The organism is Pirellulaceae bacterium (genome assembly GCA_029243025.1).
Lineage (GTDB): Bacteria > Planctomycetota > Planctomycetia > Pirellulales > Pirellulaceae.
This window is the reverse complement of the sequence record JAQWSU010000030.1, coordinates 54824-69364: the sequence shown is the minus strand read 5'-3', so window position 1 is coordinate 69364 and position 14541 is coordinate 54824. Positions and strand designations below refer to the sequence as shown.

Annotated in this window: 13 protein-coding genes and 1 tRNA gene; 8 read left to right on the top strand and 6 right to left on the bottom strand. The window is 52.4% G+C overall.

Going from position 1 to position 14541, the window contains the following annotated elements:
• Window positions 1–16 precede the first annotated feature (16 nt).
• The 3 genes from P8N76_13010 to P8N76_13000 all read right to left on the bottom strand — a co-directional run bounded on the left by P8N76_13010 (window position 17) and on the right by P8N76_13000 (window position 4432).
• Window positions 17–1237, bottom strand: a complete 1221-nt coding sequence (locus tag P8N76_13010) for a Re/Si-specific NAD(P)(+) transhydrogenase subunit alpha (protein MDG2382581.1) — start codon at window positions 1235–1237, stop codon at window positions 17–19.
• Window positions 1238–1439: 202 nt separating this feature from the next.
• Window positions 1440–3833, bottom strand: a complete 2394-nt coding sequence (locus P8N76_13005) for a DUF255 domain-containing protein (GenBank protein MDG2382580.1) — start codon at window positions 3831–3833, stop codon at window positions 1440–1442.
• Window positions 3834–3967: 134 nt separating this feature from the next.
• Window positions 3968–4432, bottom strand: a complete 465-nt coding sequence (locus P8N76_13000) for an FHA domain-containing protein (protein MDG2382579.1) — start codon at window positions 4430–4432, stop codon at window positions 3968–3970.
• Window positions 4433–4932: 500 nt separating this feature from the next.
• Between P8N76_13000 and P8N76_12995 the strand changes: the two genes are divergently transcribed.
• The 5 genes from P8N76_12995 (at window position 4933) to P8N76_12975 (ending at window position 9507) form a co-directional block, all read left to right on the top strand.
• A tRNA-Gly gene (locus tag P8N76_12995) sits at window positions 4933–5005 on the top strand.
• Between the two features lie 106 nt (window positions 5006–5111).
• Window positions 5112–6596 carry a trigger factor gene (gene tig / locus P8N76_12990; GenBank protein MDG2382578.1) on the top strand — a complete coding sequence of 495 codons (1485 nt, stop codon included), beginning with the start codon at window positions 5112–5114 and terminating at the stop codon, window positions 6594–6596.
• Window positions 6597–6772: 176 nt separating this feature from the next.
• On the top strand, window positions 6773–7393 hold the full coding sequence (locus P8N76_12985) for an ATP-dependent Clp protease proteolytic subunit (GenBank protein MDG2382577.1): 621 nt from the start codon (window positions 6773–6775) through the stop codon (window positions 7391–7393).
• Between the two features lie 92 nt (window positions 7394–7485).
• On the top strand, window positions 7486–8082 hold the full coding sequence (gene clpP / locus P8N76_12980) for an ATP-dependent Clp endopeptidase proteolytic subunit ClpP (GenBank protein ID MDG2382576.1): 597 nt from the start codon (window positions 7486–7488) through the stop codon (window positions 8080–8082).
• Window positions 8083–8247: 165 nt separating this feature from the next.
• Complete coding sequence (locus P8N76_12975) at window positions 8248–9507, top strand: hypothetical protein (protein MDG2382575.1); 1260 nt, start codon at window positions 8248–8250, stop codon at window positions 9505–9507.
• A gap of 13 nt (window positions 9508–9520) precedes the next feature.
• Here P8N76_12975 and P8N76_12970 read toward each other — a convergent pair whose 3' ends face one another.
• Window positions 9521–9700 carry a hypothetical protein gene (locus P8N76_12970; protein MDG2382574.1) on the bottom strand — a complete coding sequence of 60 codons (180 nt, stop codon included), beginning with the start codon at window positions 9698–9700 and terminating at the stop codon, window positions 9521–9523.
• A 1081-nt stretch (window positions 9701–10781) separates the two neighbouring features.
• Between P8N76_12970 and P8N76_12965 the strand changes: the two genes are divergently transcribed.
• Window positions 10782–12185 (top strand): DUF1501 domain-containing protein, encoded by a 1404-nt coding sequence (locus P8N76_12965; GenBank protein ID MDG2382573.1) that lies wholly within the window; start codon window positions 10782–10784, stop codon window positions 12183–12185.
• 221 nt (window positions 12186–12406) lie between these two features.
• Window positions 12407–12841 (top strand): secondary thiamine-phosphate synthase enzyme YjbQ, encoded by a 435-nt coding sequence (locus tag P8N76_12960; protein MDG2382572.1) that lies wholly within the window; start codon window positions 12407–12409, stop codon window positions 12839–12841.
• 185 nt (window positions 12842–13026) lie between these two features.
• On the opposite strand, the gene P8N76_12955 is transcribed toward P8N76_12960, so the two are convergent.
• Both P8N76_12955 and P8N76_12950 read right to left on the bottom strand, forming a co-directional pair.
• Window positions 13027–13653, bottom strand: a complete 627-nt coding sequence (locus tag P8N76_12955; GenBank protein MDG2382571.1) for a rhomboid family intramembrane serine protease — start codon at window positions 13651–13653, stop codon at window positions 13027–13029.
• Window positions 13654–13712: 59 nt separating this feature from the next.
• Entirely contained in the window at window positions 13713–13895 is a 183-nt protein-coding gene (locus P8N76_12950) for a CPXCG motif-containing cysteine-rich protein (GenBank protein MDG2382570.1), read from the bottom strand.
• A gap of 182 nt (window positions 13896–14077) precedes the next feature.
• On the opposite strand from P8N76_12950, the gene P8N76_12945 reads away from it, so the two are divergent.
• Window positions 14078–14287 (top strand): CDGSH iron-sulfur domain-containing protein, encoded by a 210-nt coding sequence (locus P8N76_12945; GenBank protein ID MDG2382569.1) that lies wholly within the window; start codon window positions 14078–14080, stop codon window positions 14285–14287.
• Window positions 14288–14541: the final 254 nt, after the last annotated feature.

Genomic DNA, 14541 nt, shown 5'->3' with positions numbered 1-14541 from the left:
CTGCGTCCTCCTAAACTCAGGAGTTGTCCGAAGTCGGTTCATCAGCTTCTGCCTCGGCCACCGCCGACTCTTGGTTTTCCGCTTGTGGCGGTAAGCCAAGAATTTCGCGTAATCGAGCTTGAATAACTTGGTGTTCCGAGGTCAACAAGGTGTCGCGTGTAATTTCATCTTCGAAATCCAGTTGGATGGCACCATCGCTAATTAAGTGACCGAGAAAGGTGATCACATTTTTCGCGAACATCTGGCTGGCGTGGTGAGGGATTTCAGCCGGCAGATTGGTGGGACCCAAAATCGAGACACCATGCACAACAATTTTCTGGTCGGGCTCGGACAATTCACAATTACCGCCACGTTCAGCAGCCAAATCAACAATGACTGAACCTGGCTGCATGCCCTGCACAGCATCAGCGGTAATTAGTCGAGGAGATGTCTTACCCGGTATGGCAGCCGTCGTAATCACCACATCGCTTTCCGCAACCACTTCCGCCATCAGTTGACGCTGTCGTTCGTAGAACGAATCGTCCATCGCTTTGGCATAGCCTCCCTGACCTTCAGCATCGCCAGTTTCGAGAGGCAATTCTACAAACTTGGCTCCCAAACTTTCACACTGCTCGCGAACGGCAGGACGCACATCATAAGCATGCACCACCGCGCCCAAGCGACGAGCGGTAGCAATCGCTTGCAAACCGGCCACTCCTGCTCCAATCACGAAGACGCGAGCGGGCGAAAGAGTTCCTGCTGCAGTCATCATTAAGGGAAACATCTTGGGCAATTCGACCGCCGCTAACAAGACGGCTCGGTATCCGGCAATCGTCGCCATCGACGAAAGCACGTCCATACTTTGTGCACGCGTAATGCGAGGAATAAGCTCCAGACCGAACAGCCGAGCTCCGCTTTCTGCAAACTTAGCAACGACTTTGGGATGCCCCAAAGGATCGCAAGCCCCCACGAACACTTGCCCTTCTCGAACGCGACCAAGATCGGCATCCATCGCCGCTTGATCCGCACCGGCTAATCGGACGCCAACCACAACGTCGGCCTCCAGAGCAGCTGCCCGATCGGGGACAATTCGGCCGTCTCGTTCCTGATAGGATTCATCTGGAAATCCGGCTGCTTCTCCAGCTCCAGCTTGCACCAACACCTCGCAACCCGCTTTTTGCAAAGGCGCCAACGCACTGGGAATCAGCGCAACTCGACGCTCCCCCGGAAACGTCTCTTTCACTACGGCAATCTTCATGATCTCTGCATTCAACAGGTTCTTGAAACAAAACAGGCCGAAGCCAGCCATTCACCCAGCTGCCGTTGACAAACAAAAGCTGTGTCAGCGCAAAACGAGCAACACTCCCTATGATTTCGCATGGCGCTAATTTCGTCAAAGCCACTTCCACAACAAAGTTTCGCGAAAGAAGCCTAACCCGCAGAAAACAAGCAGCTGCAGCCTACTGATTTTCTGCCGGATCGTCCAAACTAAGAGGGTCGGCGGGACGATCATCGGACGAAGCGTCGGCGGGTGCAACATTCTCTTCGGCTGGAGGATCAGCCGACGGCAAGGGCACATCAGCCTCTGGTGCCCCCTCTGCATTCTCATCACCCACGAGGATCATTGAGTCGATGATTGAGTCGATGACCACCGCCATCCGGGGCGCAATCGTTGGCACGCGTTCCATCACTAGCGCAGTATTCCTAGCGGTCTCCCGAGCTTTTTCCAAGTAATCCACCTTATCAAGATGCACGCCCAAATAAATTAGATTTGCAGCCGAAATCGAGTTACCCGCAGGTCGCGCCCCATCGGTCACTTGCTTGGAACGTGCGATCAGTTTTTCGTGATCATTCGCCGTAAAGAAAAATCCTCCCGCTGAGTCATCCCAAAACCCGTCGATTTGCAGCTGCATCAGTGCGTCTGCCTGATTCAGCCAACGCACATCGCCCGTAGCCTGATGCAAGGCGATGAGACCGTCAATCAAAAACGCGTAATCATCGAGATAGGCATTGAGCTTTGCCTTGCCACTGCTGTAAGTCCGCAGCAAATTACCGTTTTCATCTCGCAAATTTGCGAGAATAAACTCCGCCGCTTGAACGGCTGCATCCACGTAAGCTGGGTTGTCACAATTCCGACCCGCATCTGCCAAACCACGAATTGCCAGACCATTCCAGCTGCAAAGGATCTTGGAATCAGTCAACGGTGGAACTCGCTTTGCCCGAACCGCCAACAGTTTTTGTTGCATCGGACGAAGCTTATCACGCAATTCTTGCGGAGACAGATTTTTTTCCGAGGCAATTTCCGCAAAGGATTTGGGCAGCTGCAGCACGTAAAAATGTTCTTCGAAGTTGGGAGCTCCATCCAATCCGTACACGCTGGCGAAGAATTCAAAATCCTCACCCAGCAACTCTTTCACTTCGTCAATCTCCCAACGGTAGTACTTTCCCTCGACGTTTTCCGAATCCGCATCCATGGCTGCGTAAAAAGCGCCTCCCGGATCGCGTGCGTCTCGTAACATGTACGCAACCGTGTCATCGACAATCCATTTCAGATTCTCGTCGCCCGTCAACTTGTAGGCATTACTGTAAACTGACAACAGCTGACCGTTGTCGTACAACATCTTTTCGAAATGCGGTATTTGCCAGGAACGATCAACGCTGTAACGATGAAAGCCACCGCCAAGATGATCCCAAATACCGCCTCGCGCCATGTGATCAAGAGTGGACAGAGCCATCTTCTTTGCGGATTCATCATCGGAATCTTGCCAACGGTCCAACAGAAACACGAGGTTTGAGGGCTCGGGAAACTTAGGACGTTGGGCATCATTCGGGTCAAAACCAAAACCGCCGAACTCCGGATCAAACTGCGTTGTAATGCCTTCGTTTTGACGATCAAGCAATTCAGCACTCAACTTGAACGGCACCAAAATAGGCTGACCTTGCAACTCCTGCTGAATCGCCCTGGTCAAATCGGCGGCGCTTCGAGACACATCTTGAGGCTTTGTTTTCCAGAGCTCCTGAATCCGCTCTAAAATCGAAAGAAAACCGATCGCGCCGGGACGATCCCCAGATCTCGCGGGGAAATAGGTACCGCCAAAAAACGGTTCTGCATCCGGCGTGAGAAACACTGACATTGGCCATCCACCGCGACGCGTCAACAACTGCACCGCCATCATGTAGATCGTGTCGACGTCGGGACGTTCTTCTCGATCCACTTTGATGCAAACGAAGTTGTCGTTGAGAATCTTTGCAATCTCCTTGTCCATGAAGGACTCACGTTCCATCACATGACACCAATGACAACTGCTGTAGCCCACAGATAAAAAGATTAGCTTGTTTTCATCCTTGGCTTTCTTCAACGCCTCTTCACCCCACGGATACCAATCCACCGGATTGTGCGCGTGCATGCGCAAGTACGGACTTGTCTCATCCACCAAACGATTCACATGCTGGGTATGGCTTTCGGCTTCGCTGGTTGTACCGTTGGCTTCGCTGGTTGTACCGTTGGCTTCGCTGGTTGTACCGTTGGCTTCACTGGTTGTACCGTTGGCTTCGCTGGTTGCACCGTCGGCTTCGCTGGTTGCACCGTTGGCTTCGCTGGTTGCACCGTCGGCTTCGCTGGTTGCACCGTTGGCTTCGCTGGTTGCACCGTTGGCTTCGCTGGTTGCACCGTCGGCTTCGCTGCTTGCACCGTCGGCTTCGCTGGTTGCACCGCTACCGGTCTTGCTGGCTTTCGGCGCACAGCCACTTAACCCCGCAAGCACGAAGCACACAACAAAACAGGCAAAACAGTATTTTGATACGGTTCGATTTTCACTGGGGTCGACTTGCTTCGGTAGATTTGCGTGGAGCATCTGATCGATCTCAACAGGGGATTGGGACGAAGCGCAGGAAAAAAATCGGGGATGGCGACACCCCTGCAATGCTACAGCGAACCTGCAATGCTACAGCGAAACAGGGGGGACACCGTATTTCTTTGATCTTTGCCCTAGCTATCGTACTCCGCCGCGCGGGGAGTGTCGCTAGGTTCCGATCGCACTTCCCGAGATTCTTCGGGTGGATCTACCCTGAAGGTGTCATGCATCGAATTCGCCAGATTGGCCGTTCGCTTGCCACTGGAATCATTCCCCGAATCGTCAGCATCAGAGGCTTCGGCAGTTGCTTTTTCGTATACCGCTCGAAAAGTGACGGTTCCCACGGTCAATAAGTCGCCGGGACCAATTGTGGCCTCCTTGATCCGCTCACTGCCGATAAAGGTGCCGTTGAGCGAGTCCAAATCTCGCACCAAGATTCGTCCTTGAGAGGCGACTATTTCACAGTGTTGTCGGCTAACTAGCGGATGGGTGAGGCTAATCGAAGCCTCACGACCACGGCCAATGGTCGCCGGCAAATCGACCTCCATTTCTTTGGTATCAACGTCACCGCCAACAACCACTAACTTGATTCTCTTCATAAATCGTTAGGTTCGATTTTGAATAAGGAATTAAGCTCAAAGAGCAAATTTCTTAACAATTTGCCCGGCCAACCGTGGCTCGCGAGCCCCAACTTTATCCGCTAACTGGATGATTCGCAACGTCTCACATCAGACTGATTGAAACATGCAAGGGACGCAGCGTCTCAGGACAAGATTGGCATTTTCCCGGGGAAAAAGCGGTCAAACCCCCCTTCCGCCCCATCATCCCAAACAACCCTTTTATCGTGCCCTCCCCGCCCCCTGCAAATCATCAGGCACCGGGCTGGCGACAGAGCTGAGAATGACCTAAGCTGCTAGGTACGGTAATTGGGAATCGGACGCGAGCCGGACTGTTTGGCAAACTCATGAACGGCGAACCCGTCGCAAGCAACTTTTTTCAGGGGTGGTAATTGCCCTTGAACCTATCATCGTCCAAAATATAATCCCTATTCCGGATTTCGGGTCGTGGGACTCGAGATTGAGAGGAAAGTAGTTTTGTTGCGGGTGTAGCTCAGCTGGCAGAGCACAACGTTGCCAACGTTGTTGTCGTGGGTTCGAATCCCATCACCCGCTCTTCCACACGATGAGAAAGACGGTTGAGTCCGTCGTGGGCGGTCAGGATCGCTCTTCTTTTTGGTTCGTTCTTTCAAAAAACCTTAGTTGACACGCGGGTCCCCGTATGAGTTCGCCTGAGCTGGAAAATGACGCAGTAAATGAAGCGTCCGAAGAAAAAGCCAAACTTTCACTTGAAATCAAAGTTGGCGAGCCGAACGCATGTCAGCGTCACGTGACGGTTACCATTTCGCGTGAGGACGTTGATCGTTATCTGAACGAGGCCTATTCGGAGCTTATGCCGAGCGCCAGTGTGCCTGGTTTCCGTTCAGGCCGCGCCCCGCGGAAGCTGGTCGAACAGCGTTTCCAGGAACAAATTGGGGATCAAGTGAAGGGTTCGCTGTTGATGGACAGCATGACCCAGGTCACCGAACAGCAAGATTTCTCGGCAATTAGCGAGCCGGATTTCAATTTTGACGCGATCGAAATACCGGAGGAAGGCCCGTTAACCTTCGAATTTGACTTGGAAGTTCGGCCCGAGTTTGAGATGCCCAAGTGGAAAGGGCTGAAGCTTGAGCGGCTGAAACACGAGATTTCGAAGACCGATACGAACCGCGAAATCGAGACCATGCTTGGTCGGCAGGGCCAAATTGTGCCATTTGATGGTGCAGCGGCCGAAAATGATTTCGTGGTCGTCAACATCCACTGTGCCGACGAGGGCAAGGAAGTTTCGGTGACGGAGGAGCAAACGGTTCGCATTCGTCCAACCCTGAGCTTCCACGACGCTCGCATCGAAGGCTTCGGCAAACTGATGAAAGGAGCCAAAGCGGGTGAGAAAAAAACCACACAGGCCGTCATCAGCCACAATTCCGAATCAGAAGAATTACAGGGCAAGACCGTAGACGTCGAGTTCGAAGTCTTGGAGGTCAAGAAGCTCGAGTTACCTGAATTGGACGAGGAGCTGCTGAGCAACTTGGGAGTCGCGACAGAAGGTGACTTGCGGGACAGCATCAAAGAGGTGCTCGAACGGCGAGCAACTTATCAACAACAGCGTCGCACCCGCCAACAGATCACATCGTTATTGACGGAAACAGCCGATTGGGATTTACCTCCCGAACTGCTCCAACGACAGAGCAAACGCGAATTGGAACGAGCGGTACTCGAGCTTCGATCGAATGGTTTTGGTGAAGAAGAGATCAAAGCCTACGAGAATGAACTGCGACAAAACAGCCTCGAATCCACCAAAACGGCCCTGCACGAACACTTCATCTTGGAACGAATTGCCGAAGACGAAGAGTTTGACGCAGAACCCGATGACTTTGAAACAGAGATCAAGATGATCGCGAATCAAAGCAACGAACCCATACGACGAGTTCGTGCTCGAATCGAGAAGAAAGGCTTGATGGATGCCTTGCGCAATCAAATCATCGAGCGTAAGGTCATCGAACTGATCACAGAACATGCTGACTTCCAGGATGTAGATTACAATCCTGAAGTCAACGAAACCGAAGCAGTCGACTTGGCCCTGTGTGGTCAGGCCGACTCAGAAATCCCTGAAGCAAAACACGGAGGGGATGCTCAATCGCTGCAACAGCCTGTCGATCGAGATTGATTGGTGGCAGTGTGTGATTGAGAGTGCGACAGAAGCAAGCCTCGAATTGCGGAATCGAAATGGGTGAAAGTCACCCTTCCACAGTTCGATTAGCTAGACCAACGGATATGGGACTCTTGACGCGGCGTGCGACGAACCTTTGTTGTAATGCGCCAACCCCTTAGGTGAAAGCGAAGATGATGACTCAAGTCTCGCCACTTCAGGCCAATTCGTATCGCGACTACCAACGTCAACGCCAGCTGACGCTGGGTGATCTCCTGCTCGAAAACCGTATCGTCTTCTTGCAGGGTGAAATTTACGACGGTAACGCGAACGAATTAGTGATGAAGCTGCTTTATCTACAAAGCGAAAACCGACGTAAAGACATCCATTTTTACATTAACTCACCCGGCGGCAGTGTTTCGGCCACCTTGGCGGTCTACGACACCATGCAAATCCTTACCTGCCCTGTCTCGACCTATTGCGTCGGATTGGCCGCCAGTGGCGGTGCGGTGCTACTTGCCGGCGGCACACAAGGAAAGCGATTTGCCCTGCCCCACTCAAAGGTGATGATCCACCAACCCTACGGGGGTGTGGGAGGACAGGTGAGTGATATTGAAATCCAAGCCAACGAAATTCTAAAAACCCGCGACATGCTGAACACCATCCTCGCAGAGCACACGGGTCAAACCGTTGAGCAAGTTGCGAAGGATACCGATCGCGACTATTACATGAACGCTGCGGAGTCGAAGGAATATGGCTTGGTCGACGATATCCTCAAACAACCCGAAAATGACAATGACGATGACGATGACTAACAGGATTCTGAATTCGCCTTGAAGCGATGCACACGAACCGTGCAATGGATGCCAACCTTAATTGTTGAAATAACTGATGGAGTTGCGGCGCGATGCCATTGATTCCCTACGTAGTCGAAAAAAGTGGTCGTGAAGAACGAGTGTTCGACATTTACAGTCGATTGCTCAAAGACCGCATTATCTTCCTGGGCTCCCAGGTCAACGACGAAGTTGCCAATTCATTGGTGGCCCAGTTGCTGTTCCTACAATCCGAGGATCCTAAGGCGGACATTCACTTGTATGTCAATTCGCCAGGTGGGAGCGTGAGCGCCGGCCTAGCGATCTATGACACGATGCAGTTTGTGACCTGCGATGTCGCAACTTATTGCATTGGACAAGCTGCCTCGATGGGTGCTGTCTTGTTGGCGGCTGGCGCTGCTGGTAAACGTCACGCGTTGCCAAATGCCCGTATCATGATTCACCAGCCCCTGGCAGGAATGCAAGGAACGGCGGAAGAAATCATGATCCATGCAAAAGAATTTAAAAATGTAAAACAGCGTCTCAATGAGATTCTGATCAAACATACTGGCCAATCGATCGAGAAAATTGAGGCGGACACCGATCGTGATCGCTTCATGACCGCGACAGAAGCCAAAGAATACAACTTGATCGATCAGGTCATCGAGAGTATTGAGGGAACCAAGAAATAGTCACCTGGTATCGCCAGCAGTTTTGACTCTTGCTGAACACGTTGCTAGCACACTGCTTCTCACTTGCCTTGACCGTCACATGGATGGAACGGTTTCGGCGAGTCTGTCGTTCAACTCACTTCCCAAGCTACCATTTTCGGGACCCGTACAAACATGGATGTGTACGTGCGGCATTTATTTTTCGTCCTCGCCCTCAGCCTGATCCTATCGGGCTGTAAGGGAACTGACTCATCGATCGAACTCCTTGAAAGTGAGTTGCGATGGATGGAGGACCAACTGTACGTGATGGACCGCGAATTGGCGAATACACAAGCCAAGCTCGACTCCAGTCAACGATACAACGAGGCGCTGAAGAAGGAACTGAAGCAGGACAAGAGTCCAGCTTCCCGTTCGGTGCCCACTCCGAGTCCAGCGATCGAGGCAGAAACGTTTGACGAATCGGACCTCGTGATTCCCGAAATCGACCTGGGCCCCGACGCGGACGACACGTCGACTTCAAGTGATCCTCCGGCGATCGAGGAATCGGTGATGGAAGGTTCCTTGGAAGCAACTGGGAACGGGACAGAGGCGCAGGCACCTTCCATTCTCCAGCCTGACTCCGAGTCGACAGAAGGGTTCCGCGTCCCGGCTGAGCCGTTACCAACTCAAGCCCCCGCCGACAATGCACCGGCTGATCTACCCGATCCACCACCACTGAATCTCGAAGACATCACTCGTGGCGAAGTTCCCGCCAGCGACGTGCACGTCGCTCGGATCGTTTTGAACAGTCGTTTGTCGGGGGGCTATGATTTTGATGGTCAACCAGGCGACGACGGTTTATTGCTGGTGATTGAGCCACAGAACACAGCGGGACAGTACCTGCCGCTGCCTGGCGATCTGACGATCACCGTTGAAGACCCTCGTCGAGCTAGTGCTGATGCGCGGATTGCTCGCTGGGACTTTAACGCGGTCGAAACGGTTGATTACATGAAAAAGACACTGTTGGGACGTGGCATTCACTTGAAACTGCCCTGGCCCAACCAACCTCCCGAGCAAGCGATGCTAAAAGTGTTCGCAACCTATCATGCCACCGACGGACGGCAACTGGGTGCTTCTCGAAATGTAAAAATCGATCTCGGTCCAAATCGAAATCCGAATCGAGATCCGATTGCCAACGCGTCTCCCTCTTCGCCATTTGAAACACAATTACTTCCGAAGAGTCGCCGAGCGGCGCGCGGAGAAAAATCGGTGACCAGTTTACCGGCGCCCCCCCGAGCGCCTTCCCCCAATCTAAAGGCAAACCGTCGACAGTCGGAGAAAGCATCGCGACTGGCTCAACAACCCTGGCAACCTTCACGCTCCAAAAATCAAACGTCTCCCTCTCAGGAAAAACAACCTCGATCGGCTGTTCGCATCTCCCCACCAAGCTGGCGACCCTATCGGTAATTCTCGTATCCGATTAGTGAAGTCCGCAAAGCTTTTCGAGTGAACTATCCGTCTCGTCCGCCAACTCGGCTAACAAGTCAGCCATCGACGGATTGTCAGCTCGGACACGAGCTTCGGCAAGCTGCAGTTGAAAACGAATGCGTTCAAGTTTTTCAACGAGCATCTCATAACTTTCAGTTGAATTCGTCGGCATTTCAAAACTCCTTCGCTTGGATCACTTCAGCGCGGTTATTCTAAGATGCAAAAGTCACGCATAACTGGCGGAAATTCTTTCAAAAAACCTCGTAACAGTGAAAACACACACGCCCCCCACAATCAAGGGAGTGCCATTTAGGTTACTCGGGCTACTTAAAGCGATCGACCACCGCCCCCAATCGCGAAACAAGTCGACAACGGCTGCCACCGTTCTTCTCCACTCGCATATTGCGAACGGATGAACTGCCCTTTTGAAAAACGGTAGATGTCACCCTGAGTGACAACAGTCGCTGTTAATCGAAAGAGGCAACCTACAAATTGATTCCCACCTGGTTTGCCGCACCTTTGGATGCAACACGATTAAAGGTAACAGAGATTGACAATTTAGAAAGCAAGTTGTCCAGAATTCCCGAACCTCCAGAAGAACTCTCTTGTTGTCTCATTGCGCCGAAGCTCAGCCGGACCCGTTAGAGATTGGAAACCGTCGCACGACGGTGGCCCATGTTAACTACTCGCACCATGCGGACTCTCGGTGTTGTGAGTCGGGGCGAAGTAAAAGTGGTCCACCCTATTGCTCCCACCGTTTTTCGTGGCGCGGCAATTGCCCCTCTTTCGAGGTTAACGCCTACCACCACAGCGGTCTGACGTCGATGTTCTGCATCCATTCGTTCCATCCGCCGTCTCGCGAAAATCAACACAAGCGAGCATTATTGATTCACAACTCCCCCCAAACGGATTACCGGCCCGACTTTGACGAGTCACGGGCCGACTTGAGAGCGCAACCGCGAAGAAGCCGTTGAGCAAAAGTCCAATCATCCCGGCTCGCCAGTCAAAAATCCTCAAGAGTCATTCGTCGATGACGAAAGGGTAATCCGTCCACCACTCAGGAAGAGGCCATCAAATCAGAAGCTGGAGGATATCGATTTTCGGCACAAATCGTTCACTTTGCCAGGAACCCCCCTCATTTCCCCTCCAACGGCCGTCATCTGGGGACAAAATCGGTTGGAAGACGTTAACCAGGCGGTTAAAATGTGCGTCCAGCCAACGCCTCCCCCGCCGCTTAATTCAGGGCAGATCCAATGTTACATTTGCTTGGAAAGCCATATCACAATTGCGACAAACGCACGCGGAGATCATTCCTGTTAGCCGGTGCTCTCGGGATAGGCGGACTGAAGTTGTCCGACCTGCTACGTGCCGAGGCCTCGGCTGGAATTTCTTCCAGCGGCAAGTCAATCATTAACATTCATCTGGATGGGGGTCCGCCCCAGATGGACATGATCGATATGAAACCCCAAGCTCCGTTGGAGGTACGTGGCGAATTTCGATCGATACCGACAGCGATCCCAGGCTTTCAGATCAACGAATTGATGCCGCAAATGGCACGATCAGCGCGTGACTTTTCCTTTCTACGTTCACTGGTTGGTGCCGATAATCGGCACGACGCGTTCCAATGCCAATCGGGTTTTTCAGCCAAGGACTTACAGAATATAGGTGGGCGACCCGCCATGGGTTGCGTGTTAAACCAAAGATTCAGCGGTCATGCAGACGTTCCGACCTTTGTCGACATGATGCAGGGCCGACCGCTAGTGCGCAATAGTGCTCGCCCTGGCTTTTTGGGTCCCGCGTACCAACCGTTCCGCCCCGACATCTCACAGATGTTCTCGCGACCATTGGAAGAAGCCATGAAAGGCGAATTGGCAGCCTTGGGGCAAAACCACACCACAGAACTCGAACTCCACGCCAGTATTGACGCTAAACGTTTACAAGCGCGTGACGTGTTACTCAGTCGACTTGATCGGATCCGTCGTGAAATTGATGATCAAGGCATGATGGAGGCGATGGATCAGTTCCATCAACAGGCCGCTGGAATCTTGACTTCCGGAACCCTTGCAAACGCATTAGACGTGAGTCGCGAAGATCCAGCGGTAATGCAGAAGTACATCACTAACCCAACGGGCGTCCAACGCTTTTCAACAAATGATGATGAGCAGGCAACGTTGAAGCTATTGCTCGCAAGACGATTGATTGATGCGGGTGTTCGCTGTGTGGGTGTTTCTTTCAGTGATTTTGACACGCATACTGGCAACTTCAAACGACTTCGACACATACTACCCATACTCGATCACGGCTTAAACGCACTGGTCACCGACTTACGTGAACGCGGCAAGCTGGATGACGTACTGATTGTCATCTGGGGCGAATTTGGACGCACACCAAAAGTCAACGCCAAGGCCGGCCGAGACCACTGGCCTCGCGTTGCGATGGGCATGATGGCCGGTGGAGGCCTACAACATGGCCAAGTGATTGGTACCACCGATCGTTGGGCGGGAGAGGTAACATCCCGTGCCATCCATTACCAAGATGTGGTCGCGACGCTCTACCATCATTTGGGGATCGACGCATTAGCCACAACAATTACCGACCCGTCCGGCCGTCCTCAATATCTACTCGATCGAGGCCAACCGATTCGCGAGCTGATTTAGAATCATCTTCGCCGAGTGATACCAAAACGCTTAGCCGGCCTCAACCGTGTCGACAGTACGTCTATCTTGGTCTTCCCAACATGGAACGCGCTCTGTTTCGTAACCTGTTCGATCGAGACACACTTCGAACAACCCCGGGCTCACGCGTTCCGGATGAAGTCACCGATCCTTTGACTGTGTCCCGCGGCTAAGATCGGTACAATGATTGGACGGAGGAAGCGATGAAAACGTTAACAAAAGAACTGTGGATGGAAGTACCCGAACGTCGGGGCATCATTTCAATACACGATCAGGTCGAACAGCTTGTTGCGGAGAGCGGTGTGACCGATGGTCTTGTGCTTGTGAACGCAATGCACATCACAGCGAGTGTATTCATCAATGACAACGAATCAGGGCTGCACGCCGATTACGAGCGGTGGCTGGAAGACTTGGTACCGTTTGATGCAGGAACAAATCCGGCGACAGGTGGATATTTACACAATCGCACCGGCGAAGATAACGCGGACGCCCACCACAAACGTCAGATCATGGGCCGAGAGGTAGTGGTCGCTATCACCGATGGAAAACTACATCTCGGGCCATGGGAGCACATCTTCTATTACGAATTTGACGGACGACGGCGCAAACGCATCTTGGTCAAGATTTTGGGCGAGTGAGTGCAGCTCCGCCGTCGCTGCTGAGTGACCCCCGAAATGCCATTCGATCGGCCCAGCGAACCGCTATTCGTGCTCATCGGGACGAGCAGCTCTCGCCTTTAGACAATATTCTCCGGCACCGTCAACGAACCGTGTTGAAAGATTGATCGGCCACTGTTCGGTAATCGACTCCGCACTGACCTATCTTACTTAGCGGGAATTTTCTGCTTCGACAATCGCCCCACGTTACGTCGCTCCAAGAAATAGGCCACAACAACCCCGGCAATCGCACCACACAAATGTCCGTCCCATGATAGGTGTTCCGGATTTGAAATCCTGGGCAGCACACCGGTCAGTAAGGGGAAACCATAGAGGCAGCCCACCGAGATGGCGATGACCAATGGAATCGGTCGTTTTTCAAAGAACAATCCTGATGAAATCAAGAAGGCGATCAAGCCGTAAATCAACAAACTAGCACCGATATGATTACCTTGCATACCAACGCCCCAGAGCAAACATCCACCGACCAAGATGATGGATACGACGATTTTCCAGGACGAGATTTTCGAACCGACCAAGAGCGCTAACAAAATCAGCAGCGGAATCGTATTGCTGGCAATATGCTGCCAATTCGCATGCAAGAACGTCATCGTCAGGATCCCAATCAACCCTCGGGAGGAACGTGGGATCACCCCCCAGGCACGGAGGGAAGGAACGAATTGGGAGACCGCAAACACGACCCAGACAATCGCGACAAAGAGGAGCACAGCTCGCAGCTCTCCGCGAACTGCATGAACAGCTCTCCGCTTTCTGTTCGTTGTTACCTTAGTCACGAAAGGGCCTCAGTTTTTCGGCGGTCTCACGGCAACCGAATCCTAACTGAACACAAAATCTACTCCGACTCGCCCCAAACCCTCACACTACCGTCATCTTCTGTCTCGACATGCAACAGGTTAGGCCGGCAGCAGACCGGGCAGTCTTCGACGTAATCCTGGACGCGTCCTGCAGAAAAATCGACAGGGATAACGATTTCCTCCCCGCAAGCAGGGCAAACATAAAAGGCTTCGTCTTGCATCGTTGTCCTCCGTTCAAATTGTAAGCCGAATCGCTCAAGAGTCGTAGGGCTCGTCGTCACAGCGCCGGAAGTAAGCGAAACTCGCAGAAGACATCTACTCAAATCTCTTCAAGTCGATAAACTTCGATCATCATCGCTGTTTTCTCATGATCCCAGGCGCTTTCAACCAAGGAGTTATTCGCATGTCGGATGTCAAGATTTCGGTGCGGGACAACGGTCCATTTCTCGTCGAAGGTCCAATCACGCTCGTCGATGGCGAAGGCAACGCTTACCCGATCGACAAAAGCAAACCCGCAATTGCGTTGTGTCGCTGCGGCCATTCGACCAATCAGCCTTTCTGTGACGGTTCTCACAAGGGCTGTGGCTTCGATTCTACGGAACGGGCAGACTAGGTTTTCGTAATTCCATGGGGTCATCTTGGGCTCGGAATGTGCTCACAGGACATGCCTGCCGTTTCTCGACAAGTTATCCCCATTGCAAGTTGGCTCCTGACAACAAAATCCACGCCAAGTTGTTGGCAAATAATTCGAGAAATAATGGTTCAGATTCTATCCAGGGCAACAATCGCTGATTGCATCTTCACGAACGCTATTCCCTTGGTTAGCATCGATCGACTTCAGCAGGATATGGATTTGGTCAGGAGCAA